Source organism: Acidobacteriota bacterium (genome assembly GCA_016196065.1).
Taxonomy (GTDB): domain Bacteria; phylum Acidobacteriota; class Terriglobia; order Terriglobales; family Acidobacteriaceae; genus Acidiflorens.
Map to the genome: position 1 here is coordinate 306967 of JACPYL010000008.1, position 15930 is coordinate 322896.

A 15930-nucleotide genomic window follows, 5' to 3' on the forward strand; every position below is an offset into this window, starting at 1 on the left:
ATGCAACGCCGAGTCAAGATCCGCAACCAAGGTTTCACCTTGCTGGAAATGATGATCGCGATGGCACTGGGAGCCGTTGTGCTGGCCGCGGCGGTGGAGATGTTCAGCAAGAGCCTGGGCGCCACGTGGCTGGTTTCACAGCGCGCGGAAATGCAACAGGACTTTCGCGCTGCCGCCAACATGCTGACCAAGGACGCCAGCATGGCGGGCTCGGGCATGGGCAACAACGTCCAAGTCGCATTGCCCTCGGGCAACGGCGTGCAAGTTCCTGTGTACGGCTGTGACCAGACGCCGAAGTGCTACATCAACGGCAGCGCGGTGGCGTATCCGACGCAGGTCGTCGGTGGCGTCAATGTCCCTTACATGTATGGATTGATGCCGGGATCGCAGTTCGGCCCCATCATCAATGCGGCAGCCGGAGCAACCGACGTACTCACGGTCGTGAATGCGGACACAAATTTTCTACTCAGTTGCTATTCGGTGAGCGTGACCAGTGCCACGGTGGTGAAGTTTACTTTGAATAATCCCTTGCCCGTCACTTGCATTGTGCCAGCACCGTTGACAGCGCCACAGGCCATCAACGATCCAGTCATGGGTCTGACGCCGGGCGACCTGGTGCAGTTTCAAGTCACGATCGGGGCGGGAGCGGGAGCAACCAGTTCCACAGTGGTGGGAGAAGTAACGAACGTTACGCAAACTTCCGCCAATACCTGGGACGTCGCGTTTGCGGCGGGTGATCCGCTGCGCATGAATCAGCCTACCGCCGCCGCTGGCAGCATCAAGCAGATCGTAGGCGGCGCCGGATCCGGCACACGTATCAACGTGATTTCGTACTACATCGACAACAGCATCGTTCCTCCCCGCTTGATGCGGCAGACGAGCGGACACTCACCCATTCCGGTGGCAGAGAACGTCGTCTTCCTGCAATTCAGCTACGACCTCTACAACTTCAATACCGGGGCCGTATTAACCGAACAGGCAGACGGCGGTAAGTCGCAGAACCTAACTCCCAACCAGATCACGAAGATCAATATCATGCACATGAGCATCAACAGCACGCTCCAGGGAAGCGGCGGCTATCAGGGTCTGGATCTTCAGACCTCGGTAAGCGCACGCGATCTGACATTCAAGAACGACTATCCCCTGTCGTCGCCGTAGAGCGAGAACCGCCCCCAGGGAAGTTGGCGTGGCCAATTCATGCGCGGAAATATCAGGAGTTCAACGATGAGAAGCACGAAACTTCATTCACGAGGATTCACGCTGATTGCAAGTTTGCTGTTGTTGCTGCTCTTGTCGGGCATTGCCATCGGTCTGATGATGATGGTCAATACCGAAGGCAAGGTGGGCGGAGTTGACTTGCAGAACAACGTCGCGTACCACAACGCCGAGGGCGGCATCGAGAAGATGACGTCGGACCTGGCGGCCACCTTCCGGTCCGCGCAGTCGCCGCAGCCCAGTGATATTTGCGCGTTGAGCGCCTTGCAGCCAACGATCGCGGGAGTGACCTGGAAGGACTATCAGGTACAACCGGCGTCGGGTTGCTCCGCGGCTCTGACCAACCAGTATGGACAGATTCAGTCGGGACCGAACCAGGGCTTGTGGGCACAGATCATTCCGGTAACGATGCTGGCGACCGCCGCACAAGCGGGCGGACAAGAAGTCAGCATGATGCGCAACGCACAAGTCGCGCTCATCCCGGTATTTCAGTTTGGCGTTTTCTCCGAGAGCGACCTGTCCTTCTTCAGCGGTCCGAACTTTGATTTTGCGGGACGCGTCCACACCAATAACGATTTGTATCCCGAAGTTGGCAACGGCAGCACGCTGACGTTTCACGACAAAGTGACTGTCTTCGGCAACGTAGTGCGAGCGCAGCTGGCGAACGGGTTTCCGACCAACGCGAACTATGCGGGTACGGTGCTGATGCCGACCGCAGCCCAGGGTTGCGACGCCGGCAGGCCAGCTTGCCGGGCACTCAGCTTGACGGAAGGCAGCGTGACTGGCGCGGGAGGCAATCCGCCGCAATCGGGGAACAACACCGGCTGGCCGACGGTTTCGCTGAGCAACTACAACTCGGAAATCGTAAACGGCAACTTCGGCATCACGCCTCCGGGCGGCACGGGTGCTAAGAACCTGCAACTTCCGTTTGTGAACGGAACCGCGCAACCTTTCGAAATCATTCGCCGTCCGCGAGCCGGTGATTCTTCAGGACTCGCATCATCGCGCGAATACAACATGGCGCAGATTCATGTGTTGCTCTCCGACGATCCCGCGGACCTTCCAGGGGGCGGCGGCGATGCGGAGAACGTGCGCCTGGCCAACGTGCCGGGCAGCAACCAGTTTGGCATCGCGGCATCCTATCCCGCGGGCTTGCCTGGATTGGCGGTGGGGGCGAGTTACAACACTTATTTCGCAAGCGGTTCCACGGCGATCCCGGATAACTCGACTTGCACGGCAGCCTCGCCGGGTGGACCGACGTGTCCGCCTCTGAACACGACCGCCGCTGCGACACCGTTGTTGTTCGACTGGCCTTTGGCTCCGGCTAATCCTGCTCCTGGAGCGCAGACACTGGTTCCTGCGGGAGCGCCTAATGTGTTTGCGGGCGGTGCGCCTGCACCGGTCGTCACACTTTGCCCTCCGGGAAACTTGAACGTCGCGCCACCGGCTGGATGCCCGGTTACCAACCCACCGTATCCGTACGAAGTCACAGCGAACCTGGACAAGGCTGCAACTTGGAACATGTTGGACGGCTACCTGCGCGTGGAATACAAAGATGCTGCCGGCGCATGGCACGCGGTAACGAACGAATGGTTGCGGCTGGGCTTTGCAAGAGGCCCGCTGCCTCCGACCGCTCCGGGAGCGAACCCGGTGCATCCAACCGCAATTCTGCTTCTGCAAGCGCCAGCGGATCGCAATGGCGATGGTGCCATCGATGCCGATGGCCTGGCCCCGGTCTGCACGAAAACGAACGCCCCGACGGTGCCGACCAAGTGCATTCAATGGAATTATGGGCGTCCGCCTGAGGTCATTAAAGAAACCAACAGCACCAGCCCGTACGTCGAACTCACCAACGGCGGCGCGAACACCGGGATCACTAGGAACAACTGGTATCCAATCAACCTTTACGATACCCGTGAAGGCGAACCGCGCGACGTGGCGGCGGGCAACAACTCGTGCTCTGCGGCGGGCGTGCTCAATGCCGTTGAAATCGATACCGGCAACCTGAAGAGATGGCTCTGGGGAGCGATTGGAGCAAGCGGCACCAACGTCGACTTCCTGGCCCAGAACGGATGGGTGTTGTACTTCTCCGATCGGCGGGGCATGTTAAAGAACCCGAATCCGCCGTACAACGGGATTGAAAAATCGGGAGACTCCGGGCTCGAGGACGTGATCAATTCAGCTTCGGCGGGCGGCGTACCCGATGGCGTTTTGGACCCGATCGCGCCGGGCAAGAAGTTCTCCGCAGAAGATGCCAGCCAGAACAAGCTTCCTGATTTCTATGGCCCGGCGAACATCGGCCTGGGTTTCTACAACGGTGCCATCAACATCAACGGCCAGATCATCGGCGCGGTGCCGGACAACCCGTATCTTCCGCGCATCAATGCCTGTCTGACAACAGGGCGCAAGAACTGGGTGAGCGGCGCACGTCACGCGCTCAAACTGGTGGATGGTTCACTGGGCAACGTGCCGTTGCGTACCGATAACACCGGAGGATTTACGGTGGCTTCGGAGAATCCTGTCTACGTGCAGGGCAACTACAACTCCAACGCCGCGGACCCGACCTGGGGCGGTGGCGCGGACGTCGGCGGACATGCGGCCGCCGCGGTCATCGCGGACACCGTGACGCTGCTCTCAAACAATTGGACGGATCTGAACAGCATGGCGAACCCGACCACGGTCGGAAATCGCAATGCGGCGACCACCTACTACCGCCTGGCAATCGCAGGCGGCAAGAACCAGAACTTTCCGAAGCCGGCCTGGGGTGCGAATGACTATGGCACTGACGGCGGCACGCACAACTTCCTGCGCTATCTGGAAAACTGGGGCGGACAGACTCTGAACTACAAGGGTTCGCTGGTCAGCCTCTACTATTCGACTTACAACACGGGCGTCTTCAAATGCTGTACCACGGTCTACTCGCCGCCGGTGCGTAATTACAGTTTTGACGCTGACTTCGCATTGCCGTCAGGACTGCCACCGGGAACACCGTTGTTCCGCGATGTGGACACGCTCGGATACCGCCAGATGTTCGCAGTGCGTGACAAGTAGTTGGGTGCGCGTAGAAAGCCCTGTGATGAGGTGGAATGTCAGGAAAGAGTTAAGGTACAACTTCCGCCGGCACGATAGGTTTCCTCCACCGCCGGCTACGTTTGACCCGCTGAGGATCCGGGAGCAGGCCGCCAACCTGCTCCGGGACTCCCACGATTGCAAATCCACAAACTTTCGTAACTCTGTGAATAACTGAGGTTTGCGGGTATCTATTGGCAGGCGAGGCAAGTGCCGATCTAATAGAAGACGACACTAACTAGGCCATGAGGGACACAATGATCCGGTCACGTGGATTCACTTTGATAGCGAGTTTGCTCTTGTTGCTGTTGTTGTCCGGCGTCGCTATCGGCCTGATGATGATGGTCACCACGGAAGGCAAGGTGGGTGGAGTCGACCTGCAGAACAACGTCGCTTACCACAATGCTGAAGGTGGCATCGAAAAGATGACCTCCGACCTGGCGGCGACCTTCAAGTCGGTACAGGCCCCGAAACCCAGTGACATATGCGCTCTGAGTTCCCTGCAGCCCACAATCACCGGAGTCACGTGGAAAGACTACCAGGTGCAGCCGGCGTCAGGATGCTCCGCTCCGCTGTCGAACAATTACGGGCAGATCCAATCCGGACCGAACCAGGGTCTATGGGCACAGATCATCCCGGTCAGCATGCTGGCGACGGCCGCTCAACCGGGAGGCCAGGAAGTCAGCATGGCGCGCACCGCACAGGTGGCGCTGATTCCGGTATTTCAGTTTGGTGTCTTCTCGGATAGCGACCTTGGTTTCTACAGCAGTCCCGATCTGAACTTCGCGGGACGTGTGCACACCAACGGCGATCTGTACGTAGGCGTTTCGAATAGCGCGACGCTGACTTTCCACGACAAGATCACAGCCTACGGCAACGTGGTTCGCCAGAACCTGCCGAACGGTCTGGCCTCGAGTTCTTACAACAACACGGGGACGGTATTGATCCCGACCGCGTCGCAAGGATGCGACGGAACCAAGCCCGCTTGCCGCGCGATCGGACAAAGCGAGGGAAGCGTGACCGGGCTGGGCGGAAACCCGCCTCAGTCAGGTCAAAATACAGGCTGGCCGAGTATCTCCCTGAGTACATATAACGCGCGCATCATCGACGGGAACTACGGAAACACGGGCGGAACGGGCGCCAAGAATCTGTCTTTGCCGTTCGTGAACGGCACCACACTCGCGAATGAGATCGTGCGCCGGCCGCCGGCCGGGGAAAATCCTTCGACCGCGTTGGGCGCATCGCGCGAATACAATCTGGCGCAGATTCGAGTGTTGATTTCGGACGATCCGGCGGAACTGCCGGGCGGAGCGGGCGATGCCGAGAATGTCCGGCTAGCCAATGTGCCGGGCAGCAACCAGTTTGGAATTTCGACCTCGTATCCGGGTGGCTTGCCTGGGCTGGCTGCGGGCGCGTCCTACAACACCTACTTCGCGACTGGTTCGACGGCGATCCCGGATATTTCGACGTGTACGTCTGCTTCACCGGGTGGACCGACTTGTCCGCCGTTGAATACGACTGGCCCAGCGACCGCTTTGTCCTTCGATTGGCCGCTCGCGCCGGCTGCACCGGGCGCAGGCAACCAGACACTGGTTCCGGCAGGCGCTCCGAATCTGACTGCGGCGGGTGCTCCGGCACCAGTGGTCACACTTTGTCCTCCCGGCAACCTCAACGTTGCACCGCCAGTAGGATGCCCGGCTATCAATCCGCCTTATCCATACGACATCACTGCGAACCTGGATAAAGCTGCTACCTGGAACATGTTGGATGGCTATCTGCGTGTCGAGTACAAAGACACGGCAGGAAACTGGCATCCAGTAACGAACGAATGGCTACGGCTGGGATTTGCGCGTGGACCCGTTTCGCCCAATGCTCCTGGAGCAAACTCGGTGAATCCCAACGCCATCCTGATCCTGCAGCAACCGGCGGATCGCAATGGCGACGGCGTCATCGACCCAGACGGACTGGCTCCGGTCTGCACGAGAACGAACGCCCCGACGGTGCCGACCAAGTGCATTCAATGGAATTATGGACGTCCGCCCGAGGTCATCAAGGAGACCCTGAGCACCAGTCCCTATGTCGAACTCACGGCCGGTGGCATCAACACAGGCGTGACGCGCATCAACTGGTATCCGATCAATTTCTACGATGCCCGTGAAGGCGAACCGCGCGATACGAACGCCGGCAACAACAGCTGCACTGCGAACGGTGTTATGAACGCGGTGGAACTCGACGTGGGCAACTTGAAGCGCTGGCTATGGGGAGCGATCGGTGCGAGCGGCCCCAACGTTGATTTTCAGGCGCAGAACGGGTGGGTCCTGTATTTCTCGGACCGGCGCGGAATGTTGCCCAATCCCAACGCGGCCAACGCGAAGACTGGCGAATCGTTGCTGGAGGATACGGTCAACGCGGGTTCAGCTGCCGGAGCTCCCGACGGCGCCCTGGAAGCAAAGGCTGCCGGCAAAAAGTGGTCTTCGGAAGACGTCAACCAGAACAACTTGCTGGACGGGTCCGGCGCGCGAAATATCGGACTGGGCTTCTTCAACGGCGCAACCAATATCAATGGCCAGATCCTGGCGGCGAATCCTGACAACCCATATTCTCCGCGCATCACGAGTTGCAGCACGGCGGGACGCAAGAATTGGGTGAGCGGTGCGCGCCACGTCCTGAAACTGGTCGACGGATCGCTGGGAAATGTCCCCTTGCGCACCGATAACACCGGAGGCTTCACGGTAGCTGCGGAAAATCCTGTATACATCCAGGGCGACTACAACTCCCGCGCAGGCGATCCGATTTGGGGTGGTGGCGCCGATCTGGCTGGACACGCCGCAGCAGCGGTCATCGCCGATGCGGTCACAGTGCTCTCCAACAACTGGTCGGATCGAATCAGCCTGACGGGAACGCCGACGGATGCGTTGACTCGTCCGGCGTCAACGACCTACTACCGCGTCGCGATTGCGGCTGGAAAGAACATGAACTTCCCGTTCCCCAACTGGGAAAACGGAACGAACTTCGGCACCGGCACCGACGGAGGCGTGCACAACTTCCTGCGCTTCCTGGAGAGTTGGTCGGGCGTCAACCTGAACTACGAAGGGTCGCTCGTCAGCCTCTACTATGCGACGTACAACACCGGCATCTTCAAGTGCTGTACGTACTCGGTGTATCGCCCGCCGGTTCGTAACTACGTATTCGATCCGGACTTTGCAACGCCCACCGGACTGCCGCCCGGAACCCCGTTGTTCCGCGACGTCGATACCTTGGGCTATCGGCAGGTGTTTACCACGCGCACTTACTAGTCCGTTTCGTCCTATCAATCCGGCCCCGGTCCTGCGAAGGATCGGGGCCTTCTTATTGGCTCAATTTTTGAGCCGACAAATAAAATCCCGAAGGCCGCATCCGCGAGATCAGTCGTCCCTCCCGGGACTTTCTTCGTACTAACGCGGGCCAGACCCCGGCGTTGAAACGCCGGGCTATTGTCGGTTGTCCCTCCGGGACTCTTTGCGTTGGGTTGAAATAACCGTCCCTCCGGGACGCGTTGGATTGAATAGCAGTACCGCCGGGGCAGCAGTGCTGCCGGGCTGCATGGGGTTGAATTCGGTTTCCGAACTGAGCTACTGCCTGGGGTGTTTGTTGGTTCGCGTACTCGTGATATTGCGGTCTACGATTTCTTTAGAAGGACTGTCATCAGAAGAGCTTTCATCCCTACCGAACTTTTCGCGCGGGAGGTGGTTCAGGCGCTTTTCGCGCTGGATCGGCAGGCGATGCTGGACTTACCACGGTGTCGCTCGACCAGCAATCGGCGAGAATCTTCCAGGCACCGGCCGGCTGCCGCACTAACACGATCAGATATTTTCCTCGCTCTTCGCGGCGCTTCCCCATGGCAACGGGGACCAGCATTTTGCAGCGGCCAAGATCGATGGCGACTTCTCCCATGACATCGGTGCGAAGCGATTCCATTTCCACGTCGCCCAGCCCCGCTTCGAGCAGCGAGAAAAGAAATTCGCGAATTGCGGGCAGGCTGCGTACGGGCGGCAAGCTGGCGCGGATCACGGTCGCGTCGGCGGCGTAGAGTTCGAGCACATCGTCAAGATGCTTGATATTGCAGGCTTGCGCCCAATCCTGGACAACCTGTCGCACCGCAACTTCGGCGCGGCTGTTCCCGGTGCCACTCGAAGACGCGGCGGACGCCTTGCCGCGCGGCGCCGATGACCCCGGCTCGGCAACGGACGCAGAGGGATCCGCTCCTTGCCCGCCAGCGAAGTGATGATAGTGGTGGTGATAATGATGCTGGCCGCTCGCGCGAGGAGCTGATTCGGATGCCGATCCGGCGGAAGCTCCGTCTTGGGCAAGCCCGCACCATACACAAAAGCGCGCGCCCGGAGGCAGCTTTCCTGCGCAGCCGGAACAACTGCCAGTCAGTTCCGCAGCCGCTTCCGCGAGCACGGCTTCAGCGCCGCTCCCGCCCGATAAACGCTGGATGGCTTCTACGGCCGCCGCAACTGCTTCATCGCTGGGCTTCGGCCACTTGAAGTTCGCGGGCAGGCGCTGAAAGAACTCATCCAGTTCGGAGTTTTCGGGAACACCACCGGTTTCAACCCCCGCTTCCGGGAGCTTGGGCTTTTCTGGATTCAAAGCAACCTCTCCGTTGCCATTGTAGGAGAATCCGGCCATCAGCGGATGCCGAATTGTATGCGGGCTTCCGAATCGGTTGGTACACCATTGCAGAGCGCAGGACGATAGCGCCAGCGCCCAACCGCGCGCAGCACCATCTGGTCCTCGCGCGTGCCGCCGGAATCGAGAATAAATGGACTGTGCACGCGCCCGTCCGCGCCCACAATGAAGCTGACGCGAACCCGCGGCCCCTCTTCATCGAACTGAAGCATCGGGTCGGGAGTTACCAGGGCTTCGGGTGGTCGGACATTCCCGCAACGAGGCAAGGCGAGAGGTTCAGAAACTGGAGAGAACTCGGAGAGGTGCACCGGAAGATGGCGCAACTGATCTTCCATCTCCGCCAGAGCGGGCTGATCAAGGCGAACACGGGATTGGGATGACGTGGCGCTCCACCCTGGTATCCCGGTAACCCCGATTATCACAACGCATGCTGCCAGTGTCTTTGTAATCATCGCGCTCTCATGCGGCCAGCTAGAGATACCGCGTCACAGGTTACACGGGCAATCGACGGCCCAGTTTTGCGTCACCAGGATCACCTTTTTTATCAATTAGTTAGAGATCGGGTATCGACAGGAGTCGGGATCGTGTGTGAAACAGGTTGCAACACTGCGAAAAACGCGATTTCATGGCTGTTGGAACGGTGCCCCTCGAACATCGCGATGTGAGCTACGTCACTGGGTATGGGCCGTTCCAAGCGGAGAATAACACTCAAGCGACGGCGCTACGCTGCATCGCGAACCTGCCGGAGGATGCCATGTTTGAACAAGAAATTGAGATGGAGAAAAAGAATTCATCGATCGTTCCGCTGTTTCTCATCTTGTCCCTGATTGTAGGCGTAGTCGGAGTCGCACTCTATTTCGTGATCCAAAGCCGCAAGGTGCTGACCAATGCCGAGGCCTCGACGGCCATCGTGTCCGTCCTCGATGGGCAGGGTCCCGCACTTCTTAAATTCCAGACTGGAATCGTCAGAGGAAGTGACAACCCGCATGATCCTCACTATCGATTGCTGGAAAAAGCGGGCTACCTCAAGATCGGCAAAGACACGTCTGATTGGAAGACTCCGGTTAGCCTCACTGCCAAAGGGGAAGCTTTCCTCGGCGAGATTCCTGGAGTAAAGAAATCCAAGAAGGACACCACCGAAGACTACACCGTGCCGCTCGCGCAACGGAAACTGATGGAGATCAACAAGATCACGATGCTGACTCCGTCGAAGGCGGTCGTGGACTACACATGGAAGTGGGAAACGAATCAGGCAGGCGAACTGCTCGACGCGGCCGGACCTGCAGTGAAGGCGTTCAACACCTGGGATCGCTCAACATTGATCGACAAGCACGGCGCGCACTTTTACCACGACGCTCCGAGCAAAACCAAGATTGCGCTGATGAAGACTGAAAAGGGCTGGATGCTCAATAACGAGTAACCACGAAGAATTGAACGAGAGGCTTGCCGCGTCTTCGAGTCCGGCAGTGGAGACGCGGCGGGCCGCGTCTCCAACCGAAAGACCTTCCGCTTACTGCAATCCGTTCTGCGTTAGTTTTATGGCCAGGTTAGGCGCCGCTGCTCCAGTGAAATAAAGACTGGATGCCTGTGCGTCACCGCTGTCGTTGTCAATCACGATTCCACTCGGTCCGCCAGTGACGTTGGCAGTGCTGATGGTTCCATCGCCGTTGCGTACTGCGACGCAGCCCGACGTTCCCGCGCCACTGCAATCCGCAGTCAACCCGAAGAAAAACAAATCTGTACCGCCGTTGAGATTGGTATTGAAGAACTCAGTCCAGGCGGTGCACCGGGCGGTGGTTGAGGTGAGCAACTGCGCCGAGAACGTTGGCGTGGTGTTCATCACAAACTTGCCGGACTGCAGCGTGAATCCGCCAAAAGCATATTGCCAGGGCGTATTGTCGGCGGCGCCAGTTCCGCAGAGGCGGACTGTTCCAGTTGTTGGATCATTGAAGTAGGCATCATCGAATGCGGGTTGAAACAGGCTGATCGCGGTTCCAGAGTGCGAGGCTTGTCCAATTTGCCCTTTGGCAAGCTGCGTCATGGTCTCGGAGTTCACCTCGACGAAGACTCCCGATGTGCCGTCATTTGAGCTGACGACGAAACTCGTGCCATTGGTTACATCGACGACCGGCGCGGCGAGAATGCCGGGGTTAGTGCCGCCGCTCCGACCCACGACGAGAGACTTGACGGCTCCGGTCGTGGCGTCCACGGAAAAGAAAGTTCCGCTTTGGTTGCCGACCATGACCAGTCCCAGAGTCTTGTCCAGAACAGGGCTGGAGACGCGCACATTGGTGGCAAGCGTAACCGGCCAGGGAGCGCCCGCCAGAGTGGGCGTTCCAGTAAAGACCGTCAGTATCTTGTAAAGTTTGCCGTCGTCAGACCCGACATACGCAGTATCGGTGTTGTAGTCGATCCAGGGAGAGGATCGGGTGTTGAGGGCAGCGGCGTAAACAAGCGAAGTCATCGCTCCGCCCGGAGCAGCTGCGGCGGCGATGGCACCTGTTCCAGGGGTCCAAGTCAGCACATGGAAGGTCGAACTGCCCGCGCCACTCTCAACGAATGCGATCTTCGTGCCATCGCGGGAGAGCGCGGGAGAATCCAAAATTCGACCGGCCGCCACGGTGCTGATGTTGTAGGCAAAGAGCACTGTGGGTGCAAGACCGCAGATCCCGGGGACCACAGCATCGGAATAAAGGTTATTGAAGGCCACCAGGTTGGCTTGGCCGCCGTTGGCGCCGACGCGGTTCAGGCCGAACACGACGTAATCGTTTGTGCAATCCGGAGCCGCTTGCGGATCAAAAGAGAATTTCGCGGGAAACATATTGGGCGCGATGCGTCCCAAGCCCAAGGATACGTTCCAATCGCGTTGCGGTTTAGATCCACTCGGGCTGGGGACCAAGCCGGAGATTCCTGTTCGAGCGTGTTGCCAGCGGGTGACTACCTGGTTGGCGATGCGAGGCTCCGCGGAAACCAGGCTCGGGTTCTTCAGCAGTGCAGATCGACTGAATACGATGTGGTGTTGGGTCCAGTCCTGTACCACTCCGTTGTGAACGGGCTGCGCTGGCGACTGCGCATGAAGATAGGAAACGAGCAGGAATAGACCTGTAAAGATAGCGAATGCACCCTTCGCATGCCTGTGCTCCACAGCGACCTCCGAATGTTAGGAAATTGCCGTTATTGTAGCTGCTTTGAGGCACAGGATGGGAACTGAATTTTGCAACCCGTCGCTCAGGCGCCCATTAACCACAGTGGTCCATCTCCGACTGGACAGCTGTATTGCTCTGCTTGCAATGGCAAGGCGGCTTCGTTCAATCGCATTGGAACAAAAACTAAGAACTCCGAACGCTCTGGATCAACCTACTTCCGGTCGTGCGAATTCCATCGGTGTGATTCATTTCTGCGCCACTCGAAATTCCAGGGATACTCAATCGCCCGGATGGAAAGGCATCTATCTTGGACAGATGCCCCACCGGCCCTCGAGTACAGGCCGGAAGGGCCGCCCCTAGCGGATTCTCGGAATCGCGTAAGACGATTTTTTTTTGCACTGGGCTGTAGCGTAAGTGCGAGGTTATCACTACAATGCTCGTGCAAGTAACCTGAGGGGGTTTTCTAATGACCAATATAAGTAAAGCTCTAGCTCGGCTCCGCGAGGATCGCCGGGATGCGCAAAAGCAAGTCGATAAACTCGCGGAAGCGATTTCCGTCCTGGAAAGGCTGACGCGGGGGCACGGAGCGTCTTACGCTGGCGGACCGGGTCGCGCCAAGCGGGTGCTCTCGGCGGCTGGACGCAGGAGAATTTCTCTTGCTCAGAAGGCGCGTTGGGCCAAGATTCGCCAGATCAAGAAAGCGGCCTAACGACAAAGCGGGCTGCATACTATGCGAGACTTCCCCTGGCATAGTTGCAGCCCGTTTTCCTTGTACCGCTAACCCAGTAACTTCCCCGCTTCCTGCTCGGATACACGAAAAACCTTATTGGATTTTACCCGTGGCCGCCGCTGAGTTCCCGCACAATGCTGCCGACGAAAGCCTTCGCGTCTCCAAACAGCATCAGGTTGTTATCCAGATAGTAGAGCGGGTTATCAATGCCCGCGAAACCTGGATTCATGCTGCGCTTGATCACCATGACGGTGTGCGCCTTGTCGACGTCGAGAATCGGCATGCCAAAGATGGGACTCGTCGTGTCAGAACGCGCGGCGGGATTGGTCACATCATTGGCTCCGATGACCAGGGCTACATCGGTTTGCGGGAAATCGCCATTGATCTCGTCCATTTCAATTAGACGGTCGTAAGGAATATCCGCTTCCGCGAGCAACACGTTCATGTGGCCGGGCATTCGGCCCGCGACCGGATGAATCGCAAACCGTACTTCGACGCCACGCTTGGTGAGCGCGTCATAGAGTTCGCGGACTTTGTGCTGCGCCTGGGCTACTGCCATTCCGTAACCGGGAACCACAACGACCTTGTTGGCCGCGGCAAGGATGGCCGCTGCTTCTTCGGGCGTTGCGCTGCGAACGGGCTTCGCTTCCTGTCCAGCGGCAGCGGAAGTCTGCACCTGTCCGAAGGCTCCGAATAACACGTTCGAGAACGAACGATTCATGGCCTTCGACATGATGATGGAGAGGATCAATCCCGAAGACCCATCGAGCGCGCCGGCGATGATCAGCAGTTTGCTATCGAGCACAAAGCCCATCGCTGCGGCAGATAGTCCGGCATATCCATTCAAGAGCGAAATGACCGTCGGCATGTCGGCGCCACCGATTGGAATAATCAGCAGGACGCCAAACGCAAGCGCGATCAGGATCATGAACGGGAAAAGGTGACGCGCTTCCGGATGCAGCACCAGAAACACGGCCAGAGTGGCTGCGACCGCGAGCAGGAGGAAGTTGACGAAGTTCTGCCCCTTGTATGTGAGAGGGCGTTGCGGAAGAATTTCCTGCAACTTACCGGCCGCCATCAAGCTGCCCGTGAACGTCAGTCCGCCGAGGATCACTTCCAACGACAGTACCGACATCATGAATTTCGAGATGTTGGGCGAGCGTAAATAGAACTCGGCGGATCCGACAAGCGTTACGCACAGGGCACCGAAGGCATGACTGAGTGCGGTTCGTTGCGGGACAGCAGTCATCGCAACGCGTCCGAGAGGAATGCCGATCACGGTGCCGAGCACGAGAGCAATCGCGATCAGGCGGTAGTCGACGATGCCGTGGTGCAACAGGGTGCCGCAGATAGCCAGCAGCATGCCTGCTTCGCCGGCCCATATGCCGTGCCGGGCCGTGGTGGGAGAACTCATCCACTTGAGCGAAAAGATGAAAAGCACGCTCGCGATGAGATAGAGGATCTCAATGACGATCTGGCTGGTAGCGAGGTCCGGGGTCATGCTTTCCCCGCTGGCCGGCTGGATTTGAACATCTTCAACATGCGGTCCGTGATGAGGAAGCCGCCCACGATGTTGCTGGTCGCGGCGACCACGGCGATGAATCCCAGGGTGGCGGCGAGTTGGGTCTCGTGTTGACCGACGAGCACAATCGCGCCGACGACCGCGATCGCATCGAGGGCATTGGTGAGCGACATCAGCGGCGTGTGCAGCAGAGGCGAAACTCGCCGGATGACTTCAAATCCGATGAATCCCGCCAGCACAAATATGAACAGCGAATCAATCAGGTTCGAACTGCTGGCCATCTATCCTCCGTGAGCAATCGCAGCCAACTTCGCGCGGGTTAGCTTTGCGCAACCAGCGCCGGCAAAGCCAAATATTCCCGTACGCGCGCATTCACAATTTCTCCGCCGCGTGTGACGAGCGTCTCCCGCACAATTTCATCCTGCAGGTTCAGGTTCAATTTCTGGTCTTTGATCAAGTGCGTCAAAAAGGCGGTGATGTTCTTGGCGTACATCTGGCTGGCATGGTACGGAATGCCAGTCGCGATATTGATCGCCCCGATGATGGTGACGCCGTGCTTGATCACAGTCTTTCCGCGTTCGGTAATCTCGCAATTGCCGCCCCGTTCAGCTGCCAGATCAAGGATCACGGAACCTGGCGCCATCCCCTTGACCATGTCTTCGGTGACCAGTACCGGCGATTTCTTGCCGGGAATTACAGCCGCGGTGATGACGACATCGCTTTCCTTCACAACCTGACCAAGCAGTTCGCGCTGGCGGCGATAGAAGTCTTCGCCCTGTGCGGTGGCATAACCGCGGGCATCCTGCGCGTCCTTCGCTTCAATCGGCAATTCCACGAAGCGTCCACCCAGGCTCTGCACTTGTTCTTTCGCAACCGGACGCAGATCGTAAGCAGAGATCACCGCACCCAAGCGACGCGCGGTCGCGATGGCCTGCAAGCCGGCAACACCCGCACCGATCACAAAAACGCGCGCTGGAGTGATCGTTCCGGCGGCAGTTGTCATCATGGGGAAAATCCGCAGATGCGAGTCAGCCGCCATGAGAACTGCTTTGTAACCGCAGATCGTGCCCATCGAGGAAAGTGCGTCCATGCTTTGGGCGCGAGTGGTGCGCGGCATCAGTTCGACAGAGAACGATGTCACGCCCGCCCCGGCGATATCCTGCGCCACTTCGCGTTCGCCGAAGGGACGCAGGAATCCCACGAGTATTTGATCTTTATGGAAGAGCGGGATGTCCTGCTTGCCGGTGATATCGTTCGATCCATAACAGAGGACCTGCACGATGATGTCGGCGGCGGCAAACAGCGACTGCCGGTCGGCAATGATCTTGGCGCCTTTGTCGGAGTATTGCGAGTCGGGATACCCAGCTTCGATTCCCGCGCCAGCCTGCACGTGAACTTCGAAACCTGCCTTGGTGAGAGTCGGCAGGACGGAGGGCACCAACGCGACCCGCCGCTCCCCGGGATAAATTTCCTTCGGAACACCGATGATCAAGAGTCCCTACCTGTTCCGCGCCCGGCGCTTACCGCTCTGCGCGCCGGATGAGCGCCTTTTCAGTGCTGCTTGAGAACTGAGGATT

General features: G+C 58.7%; 11 protein-coding genes. 5 read left to right on the plus strand and 6 right to left on the minus strand.

Translation table 11 applies throughout. The features are described 5' to 3' along the window. From HY010_02405 to HY010_02415, 3 genes are all read left to right on the plus strand, one after another. The gene (locus HY010_02405; protein MBI3474557.1) at window positions 1-1158 is read left to right on the plus strand and encodes a prepilin-type N-terminal cleavage/methylation domain-containing protein; all 1158 of its coding nucleotides are present in this window, start codon (window positions 1-3) and stop codon (window positions 1156-1158) included. Between the two features lie 66 nt (window positions 1159-1224). Further along, window positions 1225-4266 (plus strand): hypothetical protein, encoded by a 3042-nt coding sequence (locus HY010_02410; GenBank protein MBI3474558.1) that lies wholly within the window; start codon window positions 1225-1227, stop codon window positions 4264-4266. 275 nt (window positions 4267-4541) lie between these two features. After that, on the plus strand, window positions 4542-7580 hold the full coding sequence (locus HY010_02415) for a hypothetical protein (GenBank protein ID MBI3474559.1): 3039 nt from the start codon (window positions 4542-4544) through the stop codon (window positions 7578-7580). A gap of 406 nt (window positions 7581-7986) precedes the next feature. On the opposite strand, the gene HY010_02420 is transcribed toward HY010_02415, so the two are convergent. Next, a complete protein-coding gene (locus HY010_02420; protein MBI3474560.1) occupies window positions 7987-8916 on the minus strand; it encodes a DUF4440 domain-containing protein in 930 nt (309 codons plus the stop codon). Between the two features lie 38 nt (window positions 8917-8954). Then, window positions 8955-9407, minus strand: a complete 453-nt coding sequence (locus HY010_02425) for a TonB family protein (protein ID MBI3474561.1) — start codon at window positions 9405-9407, stop codon at window positions 8955-8957. Window positions 9408-9580: 173 nt separating this feature from the next. Between HY010_02425 and HY010_02430 the strand changes: the two genes are divergently transcribed. Next, the gene (locus HY010_02430) at window positions 9581-10375 is read left to right on the plus strand and encodes a hypothetical protein (GenBank protein MBI3474562.1); all 795 of its coding nucleotides are present in this window, start codon (window positions 9581-9583) and stop codon (window positions 10373-10375) included. Between the two features lie 90 nt (window positions 10376-10465). Here the strand turns inward: HY010_02430 and HY010_02435 are convergent, their stop codons facing one another. After that, the gene (locus tag HY010_02435; protein MBI3474563.1) at window positions 10466-12100 is read right to left on the minus strand and encodes a hypothetical protein; all 1635 of its coding nucleotides are present in this window, start codon (window positions 12098-12100) and stop codon (window positions 10466-10468) included. A 467-nt stretch (window positions 12101-12567) separates the two neighbouring features. On the opposite strand from HY010_02435, the gene HY010_02440 reads away from it, so the two are divergent. Further along, window positions 12568-12810, plus strand: coding sequence for a hypothetical protein (locus HY010_02440; GenBank protein ID MBI3474564.1), 243 nt, complete (start codon window positions 12568-12570; stop codon window positions 12808-12810). Window positions 12811-12934: 124 nt separating this feature from the next. Here the strand turns inward: HY010_02440 and HY010_02445 are convergent, their stop codons facing one another. From HY010_02445 to HY010_02455, 3 genes are read right to left on the minus strand one after another with little or no spacing between them, the layout of a single operon-like run. Beyond that, on the minus strand, window positions 12935-14332 hold the full coding sequence (locus tag HY010_02445; GenBank protein MBI3474565.1) for an NAD(P)(+) transhydrogenase (Re/Si-specific) subunit beta: 1398 nt from the start codon (window positions 14330-14332) through the stop codon (window positions 12935-12937). Then, window positions 14329-14634 carry an NAD(P) transhydrogenase subunit alpha gene (locus HY010_02450; GenBank protein MBI3474566.1) on the minus strand — a complete coding sequence of 102 codons (306 nt, stop codon included), beginning with the start codon at window positions 14632-14634 and terminating at the stop codon, window positions 14329-14331. The genes HY010_02445 and HY010_02450 overlap by 4 nt, the downstream gene beginning before the upstream one ends. Before the next feature lie 38 nt (window positions 14635-14672). Beyond that, a complete protein-coding gene (locus HY010_02455; GenBank protein MBI3474567.1) occupies window positions 14673-15845 on the minus strand; it encodes a Re/Si-specific NAD(P)(+) transhydrogenase subunit alpha in 1173 nt (390 codons plus the stop codon). Window positions 15846-15930: the final 85 nt, after the last annotated feature.